Below are 19,798 nucleotides of genomic sequence, written 5' to 3' on the forward strand. Positions count from 1 at the left end.
CGGCAGAAGACCCGCAATAAGCGGGTCTTCCTTTTGCCTCTCAGCCAAGCGACTTCAAACCCCAGCCGCCAACTTACCCCCCATCTGCCGACGACGGTACGCGCTATCCCGGCTGGCCAGCCACCAGTACAGCGGCGTGGTCACCGCCAGCCCCACCAGCCACGACAGGTCCGCGCCATTGATGTGCTCGGACACCGGCCCCACGTACAGCGGCGTGTTCATGAACGGAATCTGCACCACGATGCCCACCGCGTAGGCGATCAGCGCCTGCGGGTTGTAGCGCCCGTAGAGGCCGCCATCGACCTTGAAGATCGACTCGATGTCGTAGTCGCCCTTGTGGATCACGTAGAAGTCGATCAGGTTGATCGCCGTCCACGGCACCAGCACCACCAGCAGCACCAGCACCATGTCGACGAAATGGCCGATGAAGTCCGCCGAGGCGAACACCGCCACCACGCAGCAGGCGGCCAGCACCACCAGCGACAGCACGGCGCGGGTCTTGGCAGTGGGGATCCAGCGGTAGGCGAAGGTCTGGATCAAGGTGATGATCGACAGCACCGCGCCATACAGGTTGAGGGCGTTGTGGCTGATCACGCTGAGCAGGAACAGCACCAGCATCAGCGGGCCGAGGGCGCCGGTGGCGAGCTTGACCGCGTCCATGGTGTCCATGCCGGCGGGAATCGCCAGCACCGCCACGGCGCCGAAGATGAACGACAGGCTCGAACCCAGCGCCGAACCGAGGTAGGTGGTCCAGAAGGTCGAGGAAACCTTCACGTCCGCCGGCAGGTAGCGCGAGTAGTCCGACACGTAGGGAGCGAAGGCGATCTGCCACAGCGCCGCCAGTGACACGGTAGCCAGCCAGCCGGCCAGGTTGAAGCCGCCGCGGGTGAGGAAGTCGTCGCTTTGCACGTGGGTGAAGATGTAGCCGAAGCCCACCACGATGCCAATGCCCAGCACCCAGGTGCCGATGCGGTTGAGCACGTGGATGAAGCGGTAGCCGATGATGCCGATGATCCCCGAGCCCAATGCCCCGATGACGATGCCCACCGGCACCGGCACGCTCTCGACCACGCCGTGCAGCGACTTGCCGGCCAGGACGATGTTGGAGGCGAAGAAGCCGACGTACATCACCCCGGCGATCACCACCACCAGCAAGGCGCCAAGCGAGCCGAACTGGGCGCGGCTCTGGATCATCTGCGGGATGCCCATCTGCGGGCCCTGGGCCGAGTGCAGCGCCATCAGCACGCCGCCGACCAGGTGGCCGACGAGGATGGCGACGATGCCCCAGATCAGGTTCAGGTGGAACAACTGCACGCCCAGGGCGCCGGTGACGATGGGCAGCGGCGCGATATTGCCGCCGAACCACAGGGTGAACAAATCCCTTACCTTTCCATGGCGATCTTGCGGGGGCACGTATCCGATCGTGTGTTTTTCTATGAGAGGTGCCGATGTGGCTGCGCTGGTCATGACGGACTCCAAGGCAAGGATGGGCACTTCACAGGTGCCCGGGGCGCGTCGGCAGAGAACGACGCTTTCTTGTTGGAAGCGATCATGGGGCGTGGGCGGGGATCGATAAAATATTAAATATGTGCCCATAAACGTTAAAAAAACTAAGGCTGGAAAACGCCCGAGGGTCAGCCCTAGCAGGGGCTGTGCCAGGTGCGGCGAGGCCTTGTGGCGCCTGGGCATGGGCAGCGCGGCGGCATCGATGGCGAGCCAGCTTGGTGCGGGGTGCGCGATAAAGGGGCGGTGAAAAAGCGGGCCATGGCCGGCGCCACGCGCCCCTGGCAAAACCTTGCTTCCCTGCATCGTCCCGCTCACGGATAATCCCGGCCATTCCCCATTACAGCCTGTGAGTCGGTATGAGTGATCCGCAAGTCAGCCTCGGCCAGCCAGAAAGCGGGGCGCGCAAGCCGCGCAAGAACAACCCCGAGAAAACGCGCGAGAACATCCTCCAGGCTGCCATCACCGAGTTCGTCCAGCAGGGCCTGGCCGGGGCGCGGGTCGATGCCATCGCCGAGCGCACCGCCACCTCCAAGCGCATGATCTACTACTACTTCGGTAGCAAGGAGCAGCTCTACGTCGAGTGCCTGGTCAAGCTCTACGGCGACATCCGCAAGACCGAGCACAGCCTCGACCTGGGCGCCTTGCCGGCCGAGCAGGCGATCCGCCGCCTGGTGGAGTTCACCTTCGACCACCACGACCGCAACGTCGATTTCGTGCGCATCGTCTGCACCGAGAACATCCACTACGGCGAGTACGTCAAGCAGTCGCCGGTGATCCGCGAAATGAGCAGCCTGGTGCTCGACGCCCTGCGCCAGACCCTCGAGCGTGGCGTGCGCGAAGGGGTGTTCCGCCCTGGCATCGAGGTCATCGACCTGCACATGCTGATGAGCTCGTTCTGTTTCTACCGGGTTTCCAACCGCCACACGTTCGGCGACATCTTCCAGATAGACCTGGCGGATGAAACGATCAAGCAACGCCACAAGCAGATGATCTGCGACGCGGTGATGGGCTACATCCGCGCCTGAACCGCGTCACTCGCCCAGCCGTTGCTCGCGTGACGGCGGGTAGCCGAAATACGCCGCGTAGCACTTGCTGAAGTGCGACACCGAGACGAACCCGCAGGCCACCGCCACTTCCATCACCGACAGGTCGGAGTACTGCAGCAGGCGACGGCTCTTGGTGATGCGCAGCTCCATGTAGTAGCGCCGTGGCGAGGTGCCCAGCTGGGCCTGGAACAGGCGGTCGATCTGGCGCCGCGAGCGCCCGCTGTAGGCGGCCAGTTGGTCGAGGCTCAGGGTTTCTTCCAGGTTGCTCTCCATCAGCTCGACGATGGTGCGCAACTGCAGGCTCATGGATTTCTTCGCCCCCGGCCCGACCTGGCGGTAGCGCGCGCCAGAGAACGAGAGGATTTCCTCCACGCCCTCGGCCAGCACGTCGCTGTGCAGGCGGCGTACCAGGCCGAGCATCAGTTCCATGGCGCCGTTGGGGCTGGCGGCGGTGAGGCGGTCGCGGTCGAGGGTGAAGCTGGCCGGGGTGATGCGTGTTTGCGGGCTGCGCTCGGCGAGGCTGGCGCGCTGCTCGGGGTGGATGCTGCAGCCGTAGTCGCCGAGCACCCCGGCGCGGCCGAGGAACCAGGCGCCGTTCCACAGCCCGCCCAGGGCCAGGCCGTGGGCGGCGCAGTCGGCCAGCAGGCGGTCGAGCTCGGGGTATTTGAGCGGGGTGCGCAGGCCGCCGCAAATCACCAGCAGGTCGGCCTCGTGCAGCGTGGCGGGGTTCAGCGCGCTGGCCACCAGTTCCAGGCCCAGGTCGCTGAGCACCCGGTCGCCGGACAGCGACAGCGGGGTGAAGGCAAAGCTCTCGGCGCGCAGCAGGTTGGCGGTCACCAGCACGTCCATGGCCACGGTGAAGCTGGCCATGGAGAAATGTTCGAGCAGGACGAAGTCGACGCGGTAGGGCACCTGCGTGTCGCTGGCACCGGGTTTGAGCCGCAGCATGTTGCTGGTGCTGGTCTTCTTGCTGAACTGGCGTGGCGTGGGCACTGCGGACTCCGTTTCCTGCGCTGGGCGCTCGGGAGTGTGCTGGGAGTCGGCGGGAAACACAATCTGTCGCGGCCCTTTCGCGGGTAGACCCACTCCTACAAATACACCGCAGTATTTGGGTTCAGCAGTGTACTTGTGGGGTGGGCTTGCACCGCGAGAGGGCCGGCACTGATTCATTCAAAACCCGAAATCACTCAAGCCCGGGTGGTCATCCGGCCGGCGCCCCAATGGCCAGCGGAACTTGCGCTCCTCTTCCTTGATCGGCATCTCGTTGATGCTCGCATGGCGGTGCTTCATCAACCCGTCCTCGGCGAACTCCCAGTTCTCGTTGCCGTAAGCGCGGTACCACTGGCCACTGTCATCGTGGTACTCGTAGGCATAGCGCACCGCGATACGGTTGTCGGTGAACGCCCACAGTTCCTTGATCAGCCGGTATTCCAGCTCACGGTTCCACTTGCGGGTCAGGAAGGCCTGGGCTTCGTCGCGGTTGGTGGCGAAGTCCACGCGGTTGCGCCAGCGGGTGTCGAGGGTATAGGCCAACGCGACCTTCGCCGCATCACGGCTGTTCCAGCCATCCTCGGCGAGGCGGACTTTCTCGATGGCGGTTTCGCGGGTGAAAGGGGGCAGGGGGGGACGCGACATGCTGGGTTCTCCTCGGTAAGGCCCGGAAAGCGGACTGGGATCGTCGTGGGCACCGGGCCCGGCGCGACCCGTGAGGTGAACACTACTCCCAAGCCCAGGGCGCTGAGAATGGGTGTGGGCGGCATTTCATAATTGCGGGAAGTGGAATGATGCGGCGCATTACAGGCTATGGCTCGACTTCGTCGACATAAGCCTCACCGCACGTTCGCCGGGGTGGTCGAAAATATAGGCATGGCGGCTCGCGGCGATGGCCTTGGGCAGCAGGCCGAGGGCGCGCGCGTTGCGGCTGCGCGCCAGGTCGGGTCGAACGGGGTGGCCCCCCTCGCGCACACGGATCGCCACCCGGTCGATGGAGGCATCATCGCGTCGGGTGCACGAAAAAACATCAACGGAGGGCATTGGCGCGATCCTGTGAAGGGCTCGCGGCAGAGTCTGGCAGAGGACAGGGTTCAGCGTTTCCCCGTCAGTTGTAGTCTGCTTCCAATATCCGGCAATCAGGGCCCCGCCCTCGCCAGGGCGGGGCCCTCAACGGGCGCTCAGTCCCACTCAGGCGCCAGGCCGTCCGGGCTGACTTCGCGGCCATTGCGCTCCAGGGTGGCGATCAGCGCCATGTCCTCGTCGTCCAGGCGCAGGTCGCGGGCGAGCAGGTTGCTGGCCAGGTTCTCGCGCTTGGTGGAGGATGGGATCACCGCGTAGCCCAGCTGCATGGCCCACGCCAGGGCGACCTGGGCCACGGTGGCCTTGTGCTTGGCGGCGACCTTGGCCAGCACCGGGTCCTTCAGCACCTTGCCGTAGGCCAGGGTCATGTAGGAGGTGACGGTGATGCCCTGTTCCTTGAGGAAGGCGGTCAGCTTGCGGTTCTGCAGGTATGGGCTGAGCTCGATCTGGTTGGTGGAGATCTCGCCCTGGCCGACCACGTCGATGGCCTGGCGGGTCAGTTCGATGTTGAAGTTGGAGATACCGATCTGGCGGGTCAGGCCGAGCTGCTTGGCTTCGGCCAGCGCGGTCATGTATTCGCGCAGCTCGACACCGTTGCCGGGGGCCGGCCAGTGGATCAGGGTCAGGTCGACATGCTCGGTGCCCAGCTTGGCCAGGCTGTCGCGCAGGCTCGGGACGAGCTTGTCGGCGGCGTAGTTGTCGGTCCAGATCTTGGTGGTGATGAACAGCTCGCTGCGCGGCACGCCACTTTCGGCGATGGCCTGGCCGACGTCGGCTTCGTTCTTGTAGATCTGTGCGGTGTCGATGACGCGGTAGCCCAGCGCCAGCGCGGACTTCACCGAATCGATGACGGCCTGGCCGGTGAGGCGGAAGGTGCCAAGGCCGAATTGGGGAATGCTCATGGGGTACTCCTGGTGCGGGAAAAAATGTGAGATGGAGAATTCGAGTGGTTGGCAGTGTGAAGGTTGCAACTGAATTGATTAAGGCGTGGGGCAAGCAAGGTCTTTTGACTTGATGTCATGAATAGCCATGCATTCTGCCGAGGTCGATCAATCAAACCGTAATATCCAATAGCCATATTGGGCGACTTTGAATAATCACAATGGTCGCCCTCATGCACTTCACGCCGCACCGCCTGGCCCTGTGTGTCGCCTTGGCCAGCGCCTCCCTCGCCACCGCCGCCCAAGCCACCGACTACCTGATCGGGACCCCAACCACTAGCACCTTGGAGCTGAAAAAAGGTGACACCCTGCAGGTCAGCAGCGGCGGCAGCATCGTCTCCGGCACCGACGATGGCGTGATCCTGCCCAAGCAGACCACCGGCACCACGGTGAGCGTGGATAACGCCGGGATCATCCGCTCCACCGTGGCCCGCGGCATCGACACCAAGGACGGTGGCACCGACCAGAGCTTCTTCGTCATCACCAACCGCGCCGGGGCACTGATCCAGGGCACCAACGATGGCCTGCGTTTCCAGACCAACCCCACGGCCGGCGGCTCGCTGAAGATCGTCAACGCCGGCACTATCGAATCCACCGTCGACGGCCAGGCCATCGACCTGGAAACCCTCAACAACCCGGCCTTCACCACCACCGTGGTGAACGAGGCCACGGGGGTGATCCACGCGGTGGGCAACGATGCGCTGAAGACCGGCTCCAATGCCACCGTCACCAACTACGGGCTGATCTACACCGACACCGCCCCGCAGGACGGCAACGGCCTGGACCAGAAGTACGACGGCATCAAGATCGGCACCTCCACCGGCGTGACCGTGCACAACTACGGCACCATCAGCGCCGACCGCCATGGCGTCGACCTGAAGACCGATGCGACCCTCTACAACTACGCAGGCGCCAGCCTCACCGGGCGCAACGGCTCGGGCTTCGGCTCCGATGGCAGCGGCACGGTGTACAACTGGGGCACCATCACGGGCGCCATCGCCGACGGCAAGCTCAACGGCGACGGCGACGGTGTGGACATCGACCTGATCGGTCACGTGTACAACGCCGGCACCATCCAGGGTCTGGGCGCCAAGGGCGTGGACAGCGGCGGGCGGCCGAACAACAGCGAAGGTATCGCCATGGGCGGCGGCACCATCACCAACACCGCCAGCGGCCTGATCCGCAGCGTCGACAATGGCATCCTGGTGGACGATGGCGCCGAGGGTTCCGGGGTGGCCGCCACCACGATCGACAACGCCGGCACCATTCGCGGCGAGCGCGGGTTCGGCATCAAGTTGATCGGTGAGTTCGCCGACACCGTGGTCAACAGTGGCACCATCAGCGGCGGCAACGGCCTGGCGCTGAGCATGGGGGGCGGCGACGACCGCCTGGTGGTGAACACCGGCGGTGTGTTCAACGGCCTGGTCGATGGCGGAGCGGGGGTGGACACCGTGTTCCTCGACGGCAGCGGGCATTTCGGCAACAGCGCCAACTTCGAGAAACTGCTGGTTTCCGGCGGCACCTGGACGCTGACCAGCAACAACGACTTCAGCCAGGGTGGCGAGATTCTCGGCGGTGCCACCCTGGTCAACCAGGGCAGCGTGCTGGGTGCCCTGCGGGTGGACCCGGGCGCGACTTACGCCGGCGGAGGTTCGGTCGGTGGCCTGGACGTTCGCGGCACGTTGCTGACCAACACCGGCCTGGGCGTGGCCACGGTCAAGGGCGACCTCGACTTCGCCAGTGGCTCGACCCTGGTGTATGGCGTCAATGCCGATGGCAGCAGTGCGCCGATCAACGTCAGCGGCACCGCCAACCTGGGTGGCGCGACGCTGCGCATCCAGCCGACGCCGGGTGAATACCCCTGGCAGCGCCAGTACACGGTGCTGACTGCCGAGGCGATCAACGGCACGTTCGGCCAAGTCACCAGCGACTATGCATTCCTCACGCCGACGCTGAGCTACGCCAGTACCTCGGTCGGCCTGACCTACACCCGCAACGACGTGGCGTTCGAGCAGTACGCCCAAAGCGCCAACGGCGGCGCCGTGGCCCGCAGCCTCGACAGCCTGGGTAGCGACAGCGCGCTCTACCAGGCGCTGCTCAACACCACCAACGCGTCGGCTGGTGGCGCCATCGAGCAACTGTCGGGCAGCAACACTGCCAACCTCGCGGCCGCGACCCTGGCCGGCAGCGCCCAGGTCGGTGGCACGATGCTCAGCGCCATGCAGTCGATGGGCAGCAATGCCGGCCTGCTGGTCGGCCTCGACCCGCAGGACACCCCGGTGCTCGCCGCCACCGGCCTGCCCCAGGGCGTGCGCGACCTCAACGACCCGAATGCCCTGGGGCGCGTCTGGGGCCAGGCCCTGGGCAGCTACGGCAAGGTCGAGGGCAGCCACGGCGCCAGCAGCCTGGAGCAGCGCACCGGCGGCGCGGTGCTCGGTGCCGACTGGGCAGTGGCGGGCGACTGGCGCCTGGGCCTGCTGGGCGGCTACTCACGCACCCGTCTGGACGCCAGCGGCCTCGACGGCCGTGTGCGCAGTTGGCACGCTGGCGTGTATGCGCAACGTCAGCGCGGCCCGCTGGCCCTGCGCCTGGGCGCGGCGTACAGCAGCCACGACGGCGACAGCAAGCGCAGCGTGCGCTTCGACGGCTTCGATGAACGCCTGAAGGGCGACTACGACGCCGACAGCCAGCAGGCCTTCGCCGAGCTGGGCTATGCGTTGGGCAGCGGGCGTCTGAGCGCCGAGCCTTTTGCCAACCTTGGCTACCAGCGTTACCACCGCGACGGCTACCGCGAGCAAGGCGGTGACGCTGCGTTGGCGGTCGAGGCCGAGACCCAGGACAACTTCACCAGTACCTTCGGTGTACGTGTGGCGCATCTGGGTCAACTGGCCAATGGCATGAGCCTCACCCCACGCGCGAGCCTGGGTTGGCGTCACACCTACGGCAGCCTTGACACCCGCACGCGCCAGGCGTTCTTGGCGGGCGGCGATGCCTTCAGCGTCGAGGGCAGCGCCCTGGACCGCGACAGCCTGTTGCTCGAGGTCGGCCTGGACCTGGGGCTGAGTGCCCGACAGACGGTGGGGGTGGGGTATAGCGGGGAGATGGGCAGCAATGCGCGCAACCATGCGTTGATCGGGCAGTGGCAGCTTAAGTTCTGATGTCTGAACCGGCCCTATCGCGCCTACACCCGCGATAGGGCCGGCACTGACGAAACACTCACACCGCGAACACCACCCCGGTGCGCGAGGCCGCATTGCGGATGTGCTCCTGCATCGCCCGCTGTGCCGCCGCTTGCGAGCGCCGCTCCAACGCGCGCAGGATCTTGCGGTGTTCCTGCCAGGTCTCCATGGCCCGCTCCGGGCGAATGAACGGCAGCTTCTGGCTTTCCAGGAAGATGTCCTGGCTGGCGGTGATCACCTGCAGCATCGCGTGGTTGCCACAGGCCTGCAGCAGCGCCTGGTGAAATTCGAAATCCAGCCGTGCCGCCGCTTCGAAGCGTCCCGCCTGCAACTCCCGGCGCATGGCCTCGACATTCGCCGTCAGGCGGTCGAGGTCGTCGGCGGTCAGCGCCAGGGCCGCCTGCCCGGCAGCGAAGCCTTCCAAGGCATAGCGCAGTTGAAAGGTGTCGGCGGCCGAGACCTGCTCGGCATACGGCCAGGAGAACCCCACGGGTGCCGGAGCCTGGACGAACACGCCCTTGCCCGGTTGCACGCTGACCAGCCCCAAGGCGCTCAATGACGACAGCGCCTCGCGCAGGGAGGCACGGCTCACCCCCAGGCGCTCGGCCAGGTCACGCTGCGAGGGCAGGGCGTCGCCCGGCTGGTAGCCACCTTCGTCGATCAGCTTGCGAATGCCTTGCAGGGCCATTTCCGGCACGGCGCGGGGGAGAGTGTCGAGCATCTGTTCAGACCAGTCGGAGGGCTATGACGCTGACGTTTTACGGGCATTGCGCGGCGCTGGCAAGCGTTGCCCCGTGCTGGCGCAGGGCTGGCGGCGCGTGCACGAAAGCGGGGCGGTGTGGGGCGCCGTGCAGGTGCACGCGGGGCAACTGTTCAGACCAGTAAGACCGTGAGTTCAAGGCCTTCGCGCAGCATTTGACGCAGGCTGGCATGGCCCGTGCAAAGGCCCGTGGTAACCCATCCATTGGATTCCTGCGAGGCCTTTCCATGAAGCTGTTCCGCTCCCTGTTCCTGGCGACCCTGTTCTGCGGTACTTCCCTGGCCTTGCCTCTGGCCCAGGCCGATGCCTTGGCCGATATCAGTGCCCGTGGCGTACTCAAGGTCGCCGTGCCCCAGGACTTCCCGCCGTTCGGCTCGGTCGGCCCCGACCTCAAGCCGCGCGGTCTGGACATCGACACCGCGCAACTACTGGCCGACAAGCTCGGCGTCAAGCTGGCGCTGACCCCGGTCAACAGCACCAACCGCATTCCGTTCCTCACCACCGGCAAGGTCGACCTGGTGATCTCGAGCCTGGGCAAGAACCCTGAGCGCGCCGCGGTGATCGATTTCTCCCGCCCCTACGCGCCGTTCTACCTGGCGGTGTTCGGCCCGGCCGAAGCGAAGATCGATGGCATCGAGGCGGTGGCCGGCAAGACCATCAGCGTCACCCGTGGCTCGATCGAAGACATGGAGCTGAGCGCCGTGGCGCCCAAGGACGCGGTGATCAAGCGCTTCGAAGACAACAACTCGACCATCGTCGCCTACCTCTCCGGCCAGGTCGAGCTGATCGCCAGCGGCAGCGTGGTGATGGCCGCCATCGCCGAGAAGAACCCCGCCAAGGTGCCGGTGGTCAAGGTCAAGCTCAAGGACTCGCCGGTCTACGTGGGCCTGGCCAAGAACGAGCCGGCGTTGCTGGAAAAGGTCAACGCCACCCTGGAAGCCGCCAAGGCTGACGGCAGCCTCAACCGCAACGCCGAGAAATGGCTGAAGCAGCCACTGCCGGCCGACCTGTGAGCGGCTGTCGGAACCCGTAGCCATGGCTTATCAATTCGATTTCGCGCCCGTGCTGGCCCAGGGTGACCTGTTGCTCAAGGGCGCTGCGTTCACCCTGCAGCTGACCGTGATCGGCACCGTGCTGGGCCTGGCCATCGGCGTGCTCGGCGCCGGTGTGCGGGCCTGGCGCCTGCGGCCGTTCGACGCGCTGTTCGGCCTGTACGTGGAGCTGATCCGCAACACGCCGTTCATCGTCCAGCTGTTCTTCATCTTCTTCGGCCTGCCGGCGCTGGGCATTCGCCTGAGCGAGTGGCAGGCGGCGGTGTTGGCGATGGTGGTCAACCTCGGCGCTTATTCCACCGAGATCATCCGCGCCGGTATCCAGGCGATTCCACGTGGGCAGCTCGAGGCTGCCGCAGCCCTGGCCATGAGCCGCTTCGAGGCATTCCGCCACGTGGTGTTGCAACCGGCCCTGGCCAAGGTGTGGCCGGCGCTGTCGAGCCAGATCGTGATCGTCATGCTGGGCTCGGCGGTGTGTTCGCAGATCGCCACTGAAGAGCTGTCGTTCGCCGCCAACTTCATCCAGTCGCGCAACTTCCGCGCCTTCGAGACCTACCTGCTGACCACCGGCCTGTACCTGGTGATGGCCATCCTGCTGCGCCAGCTGCTGGCCTGGTTGGGCCAGCGCCTGTTGATGGGGAGACGTTGATGGACTTCACCTTCTGGGACATCGTGCGCAACCTGCTCATGGGCCTGCAATGGACCGTGGCGTTGTCGCTGGTGGCCTTCGTCTGCGGTGGCCTGGCCGGGCTGTTGGTACTGCTCGGGCGCATTTCCGAACGCCGCTTCCCGCGTGCCTTGGCGCGTGGCTACATCGAGCTGTTCCAGGGCACGCCGCTGCTGATGCAGTTGTTCATGGTGTTCTTCGGCATCGCCTTGTTCGGCCTCGACGTCTCGGCGTGGATGGCCGCGGCCATCGCCCTGACCCTGTTCACCAGTGCCTTTCTCGCCGAGATCTGGCGCGGTTGCGTGGAGTCGATTCCGCGCGGCCAGTGGGAGGCTTCCGGGAGCCTGGCGCTGAGCCGGCTGGAGCAGTTGCGCCATGTGATCCTGCCGCAGGCCCTGCGCATCGCCGTCGCGCCGACCGTGGGCTTTTCGGTGCAGGTGGTCAAGGGCACCGCGGTGACCTCGATCATCGGCTTCACCGAACTGACCAAGACCGGCGGCATGCTGGCCAACGCCACCTTCGAGCCGTTCATGGTCTATGGGCTGGTCGCCCTGGGCTATTTCATCCTTTGCTATCCGCTCTCGCTGAGCGCCCGTTACCTGGAAAGGAGGCTGCATGCCCCTGCTTAGAGTGTCCGCGTTGCACAAGTACTACGGCGATAACCACGTGCTCAAGGGCATCGACCTGAGCATCGAGGAGGGCGAAGTGGTCGCCATCATCGGCCGCAGCGGCTCGGGCAAGAGCACCTTTTTGCGCACCCTCAATGGCCTGGAGTCGATCAACGACGGGGTGATCGAGGTTGATGGCGAATACCTCGACGCCAGCCGCGCCGATTTGCGTGCACTGCGCCAGAAGGTCGGCATGGTGTTCCAGCAGTTCAACCTGTTCCCGCACCTGAGCGTGGGCGAGAACGTGATGCTCGCCCCGCAGGTGGTGAAGAAGGCCGGCAAGGCCGAGGCGCGCGAGCTGGCCGAGCGCATGTTGGCGCGGGTGGGGCTGGCAGAGAAGTTCGATGCCTACCCGGACCGGCTGTCCGGCGGGCAGCAGCAGCGCGTGGCCATCGCCCGGGCGCTGGCGATGTCGCCCAAGGTGCTGCTGTGCGACGAGATCACCTCGGCGCTGGACCCAGAGCTGGTCAACGAGGTGCTGGGGGTGGTGCGCCAGTTGGCGAGCGAGGGCATGACGCTGATCATGGTCACCCACGAGATGCGCTTTGCCCGCGAGGTGGGCGACAAGCTGGTGTTCATGCACCAGGGCAAGGTGCATGAGGTGGGGCACCCGGGTGCGTTGTTCGCAGCGCCGCAAACCGCGGAGTTGGCGAATTTCATTGGCATGGCGGCGCAGGGCTGAGCCTGCCCGGTGCCGGGTTTGTGATCGCGGGGGCAAGCCCCACAGGTACAGCAGCGTTATTTAAGACGCTGGAGTACCTGTGGGGCTTGCCCCCGTGATAAGGCCCGTGGGCCAATCAACCCAGGGCCGGCGTACGCGGCGGGATCATGCGCCGCGAACCGGTCGCCTCGAACGCGGCCGCGAAGCCCAGCAGCGCATTGTCGTCATACGCCCGGCCAGCGAAGGTCAGCCCCACGGGCATGCCGATGTCGGCCATCACGCCCATCGGCACGGTGACGGTCGGCACGCCCAGGTGGCGAATCGCCAGGTTACCGTTGGCCACCCAGATACCGTTGCTCCAGGCGATGTCCGCCGACGCGGGGTTGACGTCCGCGTCCGCCGGGCCGACGTCGGCCACGGTGGGGAACAGCACCGCGTCCAGGCCCTGGGCGTCCATCCAGTCTTCCAGGTCGAGCTTGCGGGTCTTTTCCAGGCCGCGCAGGCCATCCGGCACGGTGGCGATCTGGTCCCAGCTCTTCAGGCCGCGCTTGGCCATGTTGACGTATTCGTCCATGCCCGCAGCCAGGTCGTCCTCACGGTTGGGCAGGGTGCCTGGGTCGTGGGGGAAGATCTGCGGACCATCGACGTCGGCCAGGCGGTTGAGCTTGGGGTCGTCGTTGGCGCGCAGGAAGTCGTCGAAGGCCCAGCCGGACAGCTCCCACAGCTCGTCATGCAGGAATTCCTTGCTGACGATGCCGCGGTTGAACACGGTCGGCGCGCCTGGGCGATCGCCCTCGCAGTTGGAGACCAGCGGGAAGTCCACTTCGAGCACCTCGGCGCCGGCGGCTTCCAGGGCCTGGCGCGCCTGCTGCCACAGGTCGATGACGCTGGCGCGGGTGTGGATGCGCTGGCCGGTCGGGCCGCCGATGCCGGGTTTTTCCGACGTGCCGGCCTCAGCGTCGGCATTGATGTACATGCGTGGCACGCCGAAGCGCTTGCCTTTGAGCGCGCCGACATCGAGCGCCAGGTCCAGGTACGAGGCCGGGCGCACGCTGGACGCCGCGGGGATCGGCACCCAGGGTTGCAGGCGCCACAGGTCGCCGCGCGTGTCGGCGTCGTCGGCGACCACAACGTCGAGGATTTCCAGCAGGTCGGCCATGGTGCGCGCGTAGGGCACCACCACGTCCATGGTCGGGGTCAGCGGCCAGTTGCCGCGCACCGAGATCACCCCGCGCGACGGGGTGTAGGCGCACAGGCCGTTGTTGGAGGCCGGGCCGCGGCCACTGGACCAGGTTTCCTCGGCCAGGCCGAAGGCGCTGTAGCTGGCGGCAGTGGCGGTGCCGGCGCCGTTGGACGAGCCGGAGGCGAACGGCGCGGTCAGGTAGGCGGCGTTGTACGGGCTTTCGGCGCGGCCGTAGACGCCACGCTGCATGCCACCGTTGGCCATGGGTGGCATGTTGGTCTTGCCCAGGCAGATGGCGCCGCCGGCGCGCAGGCGCTCGACGGTAAAGGCGTCACGCTGGGCTACCAGGTTCTTGAAGGCCGGGCTGCCGGAGGCGGCGGTCAGGCCCTTGACCAGGTAGCTGTCCTTGGCGGTGTAGGGGATGCCGTCCAGCGGGCCGAGCGTTTCGCCACGGGCGCGACGGGCGTCGGAGGCCTCGGCCTCCTTGAGTGCCTCAGGGTTGCGCACCACCACGGCGTTGAGCGCGGTGGGGGTGTCGGCGCCATCGTAGGCGTCGATCCGGGCCAGGTAGGCCTTGACCAGTTCGACCGCAGTCGTGCGGCCAGACGCGAGCGCGTCGCGCAGCTCGGCAATGGAAACCTCGGTTACCTCGATCATGCTGTCACCAACTCGTGCAGGTGGAAAATCATGGCGCGAGTGTAGCAAGAAGGCCTTGTGGGACGCAGGCTTGCAGCAGGGAAATGGTTGGTTGCAGCGGGGCACGGATGGGGTGTTCGCGAGGGGCCTGTCGCGGGGCCGGCCCGCCCCTGCAGGAGGTTGCGCGATTCCTGCAGGCGCGGGCCCCGCGCTGGCGTCAGTCCAGGTCGGCTGCCGAATGACGCTCCGCCACCTGGCTTGCCTCATCGCCCCAGGTGCGGTTGACCCGGGTGCCACGTTGCACCGCCGGCCGCTGGGCGATTTCCTCGGCCCAGCGCTGCACATGCGTGTACTCATGCGCCGAGAGGAACTCCGCCGCGCCGTACAGGTTGCCGCGCACCAGTTGCCCGTACCACGGCCACACGGCGATGTCGGCGATGCTGTACGCGTCGCCGCCCAGGTAACGGCTTTCGGCCAGGCGACGGTCGAGCACGTCGAGTTGGCGCTTGGCCTCCATGGTGAAGCGGTTGATGGCGTACTCGATCTTTTCCGGCGCATACACGTAGAAGTGGCCGAAACCACCCCCCAGGTATGGCGCCGAGCCCATCTGCCAGAACAGCCAGTTCAGGCTTTCGGTGCGCGCGGCGGGGGCCTCGGGCAGGAAGGCGCCGAACTTTTCCGCCAGGTACAGCAGGATCGAGGCGGACTCGAATACCCGCACCGGCGGCTCGACGCTGTTGTCGAGCAGGGCGGGGATCTTCGAGTTGGGGTTGACCTCGACGAAGCCGCTGGAGAACTGTTCACCCTCGCCGATGCGGACCAGCCAGGCGTCGTACTCGGCGCCGCCGTGGCCGAGGGCCAGCAGTTCTTCGAGGAGGATGGTGACCTTGACGCCATTAGGCGTGGCCAGCGAGTACAGCTGCAGCGGGTGCTTGCCGACCGGCAGGGCCTTGTCGTGGGTGGGGCCGGCGATGGGGCGGTTGATGCTGGCGAACTGGCCGCCCGAGGCTGCTTCGTGGGTCCAGACCTTCGGGGGGACGTAGGGGGGCTTGCTCATGCAACGAATCTCCTGATGGCTCGACGTGGTCACGTAGAGGCGTTGACCTGCATCTATGCCATGGGTTCGGCGGCAAGGGCAAATGAATTGGCCGGCGGCGAGGGCCCTATCGCGGGGCAAGCCCGCGCCTACAGGTTCACCGCTGGCCATGATAACGGCGCGGCACCTGTGGGAACGGGCTTGCCCCGCAATGAGGCCTATGTCACGCCACCGGAATCAGCGGGTCGGCTGCGGCCAGGGCGCTGGCACGCTCGGGCGCCGGCGGGTAGATCCACACGCTGTTGATCTGTTGCTTGAGCGCCTTGGCCTCGGTCTTGTCCTCCGGCGGCGAGACCGTACGCTCCCAGCCCTCGGTGTACACCGCGCCCCAGGCACCGAGGTCCAGACAGGTCACGTACTTGGGCTGGCTGTAGGTCATCGGCGCCACGCCGATCAGCTCGGCGGCGGCATTGTTGCCGGCATAACGGCCCAGCGGGATGGCGTGCTGGCAGGACATCACGGCGAAGTTGCCGAGCGTGTCGCAGGCAGCGTAGGCCACGTCGCCCGCAGCGTACACCGCATCGTTGCCCTTGACCTTGAGGTGCCCGTCGACATGCAGACGGCCCTGGCGGTCACGCTCGCCCTTGACCTGCGCGGTCAGCGCGTTGGCCATGAAGCCCACCGTCCAGATCACTGTGCTGGCTTCGATGCGCAGGCCGTTGCACAGCACCACGCCGTTGTCGTCCAGCGAATCCACGGTGGCGCCGCACACCCACTCGATTCCCAGCGCCTCGGACGCTTGCTCGATGGCCGGACGGATACCGTCGCCCAGCGCCGCGCCGATCCTCGCGCCGCGGTCGACCACCAGCACACGCGGGGTGACGTGCTCGCCGAGGATCGCCCGCAGGCGAGCCGGCAGCTCGGTGGCGGTTTCGATACCGGTGAAGCCGCCTCCGGCCACTACCACGGTGTTGCGCGCCGGACTGTCGGGTCGCTGGGCGAGGGCCTTGAGGTGCGCTTCCAGACGACCGGCCGACTCGAGGGTATCGACATCGAAGGCCCGTTCAAGGCCAGGTACGGCAGGGCGATTGAGCTGGCTGCCGCAGGCCAGGATCAGGCGGTCATAGCGCAGGCTGGCGGCCAGCCCCTTGGTGTCGCGGTAGTGCACGGTATGCGCGGCTTCGTCGACCTGCTCGGCAGTCCCTTGCACGAAATGCACGTTCACCGCTTCGAACAACCCGAGCAAGGGGGCGGCCATGGTGTGCACTTCAGGTTCGTAGAAGCGTGGGCGGATACGCAGTTCCGCCTGTGGGGCGAGCACCGTGATCTCAACGTCGTCGCGCCCTTGCAAATCAAGCTGGCGCGCGGCGCCCAGGGCGCTCCACAGGCCGGCGAAGCCTGCGCCGATTATCAGGATCTGTTTCATCTTCGTTGCTCCTGGAGCTTTCTTGGAGGTCTCGGCTCGGGCGCGGCAGACGAAGGCGCTTGGGGACGGCCACGCTTGACGCGAACCGTCGGCGCCCATGCCGGTTGGCGGGGCAGGGAAAATGATACGCCTCGGTTGCTGTGCCACGCCGTGGCCCGACGGATGCACATGAGTTGCAACCGCAACGCAGATGCTAAGCGTGGCGGCGAAACCGCCCTAGGCCAAAGAACCCTGGATTTCGGCCAGCGGCACGCTGCGGGCGAAGCGCGCGCGGTAGTCGCGTGGGGTCACCGCCAGGTGACGCTGGAACGCCAGGCGCATGCGCTCCTCGCTGCCGAAGCCGCAATGCCGGGCGATGCGCTCAATCTGCCAGTCGCTGTTCTCCAGGTGGCGGCGCGCCGCTTCCAGGCGAAACACCTCAATGGCCTTGGCGGGGGTGCGGCCGGTCTTGGCCTTGTACACCCGGGTGAAGTTGCGCAGGCTCATGTGCGCCTGCTCGGCCAGGCGCTCGACGGTCAACTGCGGGTCGCCGAGGTGATCGTTGAGCCACAGGTGCAAGGCTTCGAACAGTGCGTTGTCCTCACCCTGGGCCTTGAGCAGTTCGCTGAATTGCGCCTGGCCGCCGGGGCGCTTGAGGAACACCACCAGCTCGCGGGCCACCTGCATGGCCACGTCACGGCCACAGTCGCTTTCCACCAGCGCCAGGGCCAGGTCGATGCCGGCACTCACGCCGGCCGAGGTCCAGACTGTGTCCTGTTGCACGAAGATCGACTCGGGGTCGACCTGTACCCTGGGAAAGCGTTGGCGCAGGGCGTCGCACATGGCCCAGTGGGTGGCGGCACGGCGCCCGTCGAGCAGCCCGGCGGCGGCCAGCAGGAACGTGCCGCTGCACACCGAGGCGGTGCGGCGGGCCTTGGCGGCGGCCAGGCGCAGCCAACCCACCAGCTCGCCGTGCTCGGGCAGGGTGCGCGCGATTTCCGGCGCGCCGGGCACCACCAGGGTATCGATGGGCTGGTGCAGCAGCGGCTGCAGTGGCTCGGTGCCGACCGGCAGGCCTTCGGCGGTGGCCACCAGGCCGCCGTCGAGGCTTGCGGTGCGTACGCTGTAGCCGGGTAAGCCGCGGGCGATGCAGGCTTTGGTGGCCGCCCAGAAAACGGTCTGCGCGCCAGTGAGGTCGAGCAGGCCCATTTGTGGGTAGGCGAGGAACAGTACCTGGCGTGCATGGGGCGCAAGCACAGGCGCAGAGCTGGCGACGGTCATGAGCAAAGGCCGCAGAAGGAAGGAACGTTCATGGTACTCCGTCGGCGCGCATCGTGGACCAAGCCCAGGTTTACAGGGGGGCAACGGTGTTTCCGGGGCGATCGACCCCATGGGTTCCCCAACTCTGGGCTATAACCTTCAGAAGGTACCCAGCCGCGGAGCCCGCCATGGACCTCGCCCCCCGTTCCGATACCGCCGAGCCGAGCGACGCCGCCCCGGAGCGCAGGCCTTTCGACCTGTTGCGCTGGTATGCCTGGGTGAGCCTCGCGGTCATTCTCTCGGTGGCCGCCGGCCTGGGCCTGATCTCCAGCCGCTTCATCATTGACGAAAGCGTCGAGCGCGATGCCCTGCTGACCGCCCAGTTCATCACCTCCATCGCCGATGCCGAAGTACGCCACGTGTCGATCCCCAACGTGCGCACCATGGGCGAGTTGCTCGACCCGCGCCTGGACCACGCCATGCCCGACGTCGACCCCGAGGCCCGGCGCAAGGCGCGTGGCGAGTTCCTCGACCATGTCGCGCACTTGCCGGACATGCTCCTGGCCAACATCTACGCCCCCGACCGCACCGTGATCTGGTCGAGCAACCCGGCGCTGACCGGCAAGATGATCGAGGCCGACGAAGACCTGGAGCACGCGTTCGAGTACAAGATGCGCGTCTCGGCCAGCTACCACAGCTTTGACGATGCGCGCAGCGAGCAGAAGTTCGTGACGCCGCCGCAGCAGTTGGTCATCGAGAACTACATCCCGCTGTTCGACGCTGACGGCGAGCGGGTCACGGCGATGGTGGAGATCTACAAGGAGCCCCATGACCTGATCGTGCGCATCGAGCATGGGCTGATGCTTATCTGGCTGGCCACCATCGTGGGGGCCGGGCTGGTCTATGTCGGCCTGTACGGCATCATGCGCCGCGCCGTGGGGTTGATGGCCGTGCAGCAGAAACGCTTGATCAGCAACGAAACCTTCGTCGCCCTCGGCGAGATGTCTTCGGCGGTGGCCCACAGCCTGCGCAACCCCCTGGCCAGTATTCGCTCTAGCGCCGAGTTGGCCCAAGCCTTTGACGAGGGGCCGGCGCAGCGCAACATCAACGACATCATCAACCAGGTCGACCGCATGTCGCACTGGGTGCGCCAGCTGTTGCAGTCGCTGCGTCCGCTGGGGGACGAGGCGGTGCCGGTGGACCTGCCCCAGGCCGTGCGCGAGAGCCTGCTGGCGTTCGACGTGCCGTTGCAGCGCGGCGGTGTGCAGTTGCAGCTCCAGCCGTTGCCCGCCGTGCAGGTGCTGGGCCAGCCGGAACTGCTCGGGCAGATTTTCAGCAGCCTGATCGCCAATGCCCTGGAGTCGATGGAGCAGGGAGGGGCGTTGCGTGTGGAGGTGGTGCGCCAAGACCGCCGCAGCCTGACTTTGCGCCTGTCGGACACCGGTCGCGGCATGAGCGAACAACAACAGCGCTTGGCATTCAGGCCATTCTTCACCACCAAGCAAGGCGGGCTGGGAGTGGGGTTGGTGCTGGTCAAGCGGACCATGGAGCGCTTCGGCGGCTCGGTGCGCTTGAACAGCAAAGAGGGGATGGGGACCTGTGTCTCGTTGAATTTCCGCGTGGCTAAGACCTGAGTTTATTTCTCATCTTTCAAGCGTAATTTATTGATATTTATATGTTTTATATTTTTTAAGCATTTCCCCGATTGTGGGGAATTTTTCTCGA

The 19,798-nt window shown here is 66.3% G+C and carries 17 protein-coding genes; 7 read left to right on the forward strand and 10 right to left on the reverse strand.

Features of this window, described 5'->3' with window-relative positions:
- Window positions 1-54: 54 nt before the first annotated feature.
- Window positions 55-1,467 (reverse strand): purine-cytosine permease family protein, encoded by a 1,413-nt coding sequence (locus P0Y43_RS13385; RefSeq protein WP_275637725.1) that lies wholly within the window; start codon window positions 1,465-1,467, stop codon window positions 55-57.
- A 395-nt stretch (window positions 1,468-1,862) separates the two neighbouring features.
- Between P0Y43_RS13385 and P0Y43_RS13390 the strand changes: the two genes are divergently transcribed.
- Window positions 1,863-2,531 carry a TetR/AcrR family transcriptional regulator gene (locus P0Y43_RS13390; RefSeq protein ID WP_275637726.1) on the forward strand — a complete coding sequence of 223 codons (669 nt, stop codon included), beginning with the start codon at window positions 1,863-1,865 and terminating at the stop codon, window positions 2,529-2,531.
- A gap of 6 nt (window positions 2,532-2,537) precedes the next feature.
- Here P0Y43_RS13390 and P0Y43_RS13395 read toward each other — a convergent pair whose 3' ends face one another.
- The 4 genes from P0Y43_RS13395 to dkgB all read right to left on the reverse strand — a co-directional run bounded on the left by P0Y43_RS13395 (window position 2,538) and on the right by dkgB (window position 5,527).
- Window positions 2,538-3,545 (reverse strand): GlxA family transcriptional regulator, encoded by a 1,008-nt coding sequence (locus tag P0Y43_RS13395; protein ID WP_275637727.1) that lies wholly within the window; start codon window positions 3,543-3,545, stop codon window positions 2,538-2,540.
- Between the two features lie 177 nt (window positions 3,546-3,722).
- The gene (locus P0Y43_RS13400; RefSeq protein ID WP_275637728.1) at window positions 3,723-4,187 is read right to left on the reverse strand and encodes a DUF1348 family protein; all 465 of its coding nucleotides are present in this window, start codon (window positions 4,185-4,187) and stop codon (window positions 3,723-3,725) included.
- Between the two features lie 159 nt (window positions 4,188-4,346).
- Entirely contained in the window at window positions 4,347-4,586 is a 240-nt protein-coding gene (locus P0Y43_RS13405; RefSeq protein WP_275637729.1) for a hypothetical protein, read from the reverse strand.
- A gap of 137 nt (window positions 4,587-4,723) precedes the next feature.
- The gene (gene dkgB / locus P0Y43_RS13410) at window positions 4,724-5,527 is read right to left on the reverse strand and encodes a 2,5-didehydrogluconate reductase DkgB (RefSeq protein WP_275637730.1); all 804 of its coding nucleotides are present in this window, start codon (window positions 5,525-5,527) and stop codon (window positions 4,724-4,726) included.
- A gap of 212 nt (window positions 5,528-5,739) precedes the next feature.
- Between dkgB and P0Y43_RS13415 the strand changes: the two genes are divergently transcribed.
- Window positions 5,740-8,724 carry an autotransporter outer membrane beta-barrel domain-containing protein gene (locus tag P0Y43_RS13415; protein ID WP_275637731.1) on the forward strand — a complete coding sequence of 995 codons (2,985 nt, stop codon included), beginning with the start codon at window positions 5,740-5,742 and terminating at the stop codon, window positions 8,722-8,724.
- A 58-nt stretch (window positions 8,725-8,782) separates the two neighbouring features.
- Here the strand turns inward: P0Y43_RS13415 and P0Y43_RS13420 are convergent, their stop codons facing one another.
- On the reverse strand, window positions 8,783-9,466 hold the full coding sequence (locus tag P0Y43_RS13420; RefSeq protein ID WP_275637732.1) for a FadR/GntR family transcriptional regulator: 684 nt from the start codon (window positions 9,464-9,466) through the stop codon (window positions 8,783-8,785).
- 266 nt (window positions 9,467-9,732) lie between these two features.
- On the opposite strand from P0Y43_RS13420, the gene P0Y43_RS13425 reads away from it, so the two are divergent.
- The 4 genes from P0Y43_RS13425 to P0Y43_RS13440 are packed head-to-tail and all read left to right on the forward strand — an operon-like array spanning window position 9,733 to window position 12,574.
- Window positions 9,733-10,518, forward strand: a complete 786-nt coding sequence (locus tag P0Y43_RS13425) for a transporter substrate-binding domain-containing protein (protein ID WP_275637733.1) — start codon at window positions 9,733-9,735, stop codon at window positions 10,516-10,518.
- Between the two features lie 22 nt (window positions 10,519-10,540).
- On the forward strand, window positions 10,541-11,206 hold the full coding sequence (locus P0Y43_RS13430) for an amino acid ABC transporter permease (protein ID WP_275637734.1): 666 nt from the start codon (window positions 10,541-10,543) through the stop codon (window positions 11,204-11,206).
- Window positions 11,203-11,853: an amino acid ABC transporter permease gene (locus P0Y43_RS13435; protein WP_275637735.1), complete on the forward strand. Its 651-nt coding sequence runs from the start codon at window positions 11,203-11,205 to the stop codon at window positions 11,851-11,853. The genes P0Y43_RS13430 and P0Y43_RS13435 overlap by 4 nt, the downstream gene beginning before the upstream one ends.
- On the forward strand, window positions 11,840-12,574 hold the full coding sequence (locus P0Y43_RS13440) for an amino acid ABC transporter ATP-binding protein (protein ID WP_275637736.1): 735 nt from the start codon (window positions 11,840-11,842) through the stop codon (window positions 12,572-12,574). The genes P0Y43_RS13435 and P0Y43_RS13440 overlap by 14 nt, the downstream gene beginning before the upstream one ends.
- Window positions 12,575-12,689: 115 nt before the next feature.
- On the opposite strand, the gene P0Y43_RS13445 is transcribed toward P0Y43_RS13440, so the two are convergent.
- The 4 genes from P0Y43_RS13445 to P0Y43_RS13460 form a co-directional block, all read right to left on the reverse strand.
- A complete protein-coding gene (locus tag P0Y43_RS13445) occupies window positions 12,690-14,393 on the reverse strand; it encodes an amidase (protein ID WP_275637737.1) in 1,704 nt (567 codons plus the stop codon).
- Between the two features lie 196 nt (window positions 14,394-14,589).
- Entirely contained in the window at window positions 14,590-15,429 is an 840-nt protein-coding gene (gene yghU / locus P0Y43_RS13450) for a glutathione-dependent disulfide-bond oxidoreductase (RefSeq protein ID WP_275637738.1), read from the reverse strand.
- 202 nt (window positions 15,430-15,631) lie between these two features.
- Window positions 15,632-16,834, reverse strand: coding sequence for an NAD(P)/FAD-dependent oxidoreductase (locus P0Y43_RS13455; RefSeq protein ID WP_275637739.1), 1,203 nt, complete (start codon window positions 16,832-16,834; stop codon window positions 15,632-15,634).
- A gap of 216 nt (window positions 16,835-17,050) precedes the next feature.
- Window positions 17,051-18,094 carry a GlxA family transcriptional regulator gene (locus P0Y43_RS13460; RefSeq protein ID WP_275637740.1) on the reverse strand — a complete coding sequence of 348 codons (1,044 nt, stop codon included), beginning with the start codon at window positions 18,092-18,094 and terminating at the stop codon, window positions 17,051-17,053.
- Between the two features lie 167 nt (window positions 18,095-18,261).
- Between P0Y43_RS13460 and P0Y43_RS13465 the strand changes: the two genes are divergently transcribed.
- Window positions 18,262-19,707, forward strand: a complete 1,446-nt coding sequence (locus P0Y43_RS13465) for a sensor histidine kinase (RefSeq protein ID WP_275637741.1) — start codon at window positions 18,262-18,264, stop codon at window positions 19,705-19,707.
- Window positions 19,708-19,798: the final 91 nt, after the last annotated feature.

The organism is Pseudomonas entomophila (assembly GCF_029193575.1).
In the GTDB taxonomy this organism is placed as follows: domain Bacteria; phylum Pseudomonadota; class Gammaproteobacteria; order Pseudomonadales; family Pseudomonadaceae; genus Aquipseudomonas; species Aquipseudomonas entomophila_G.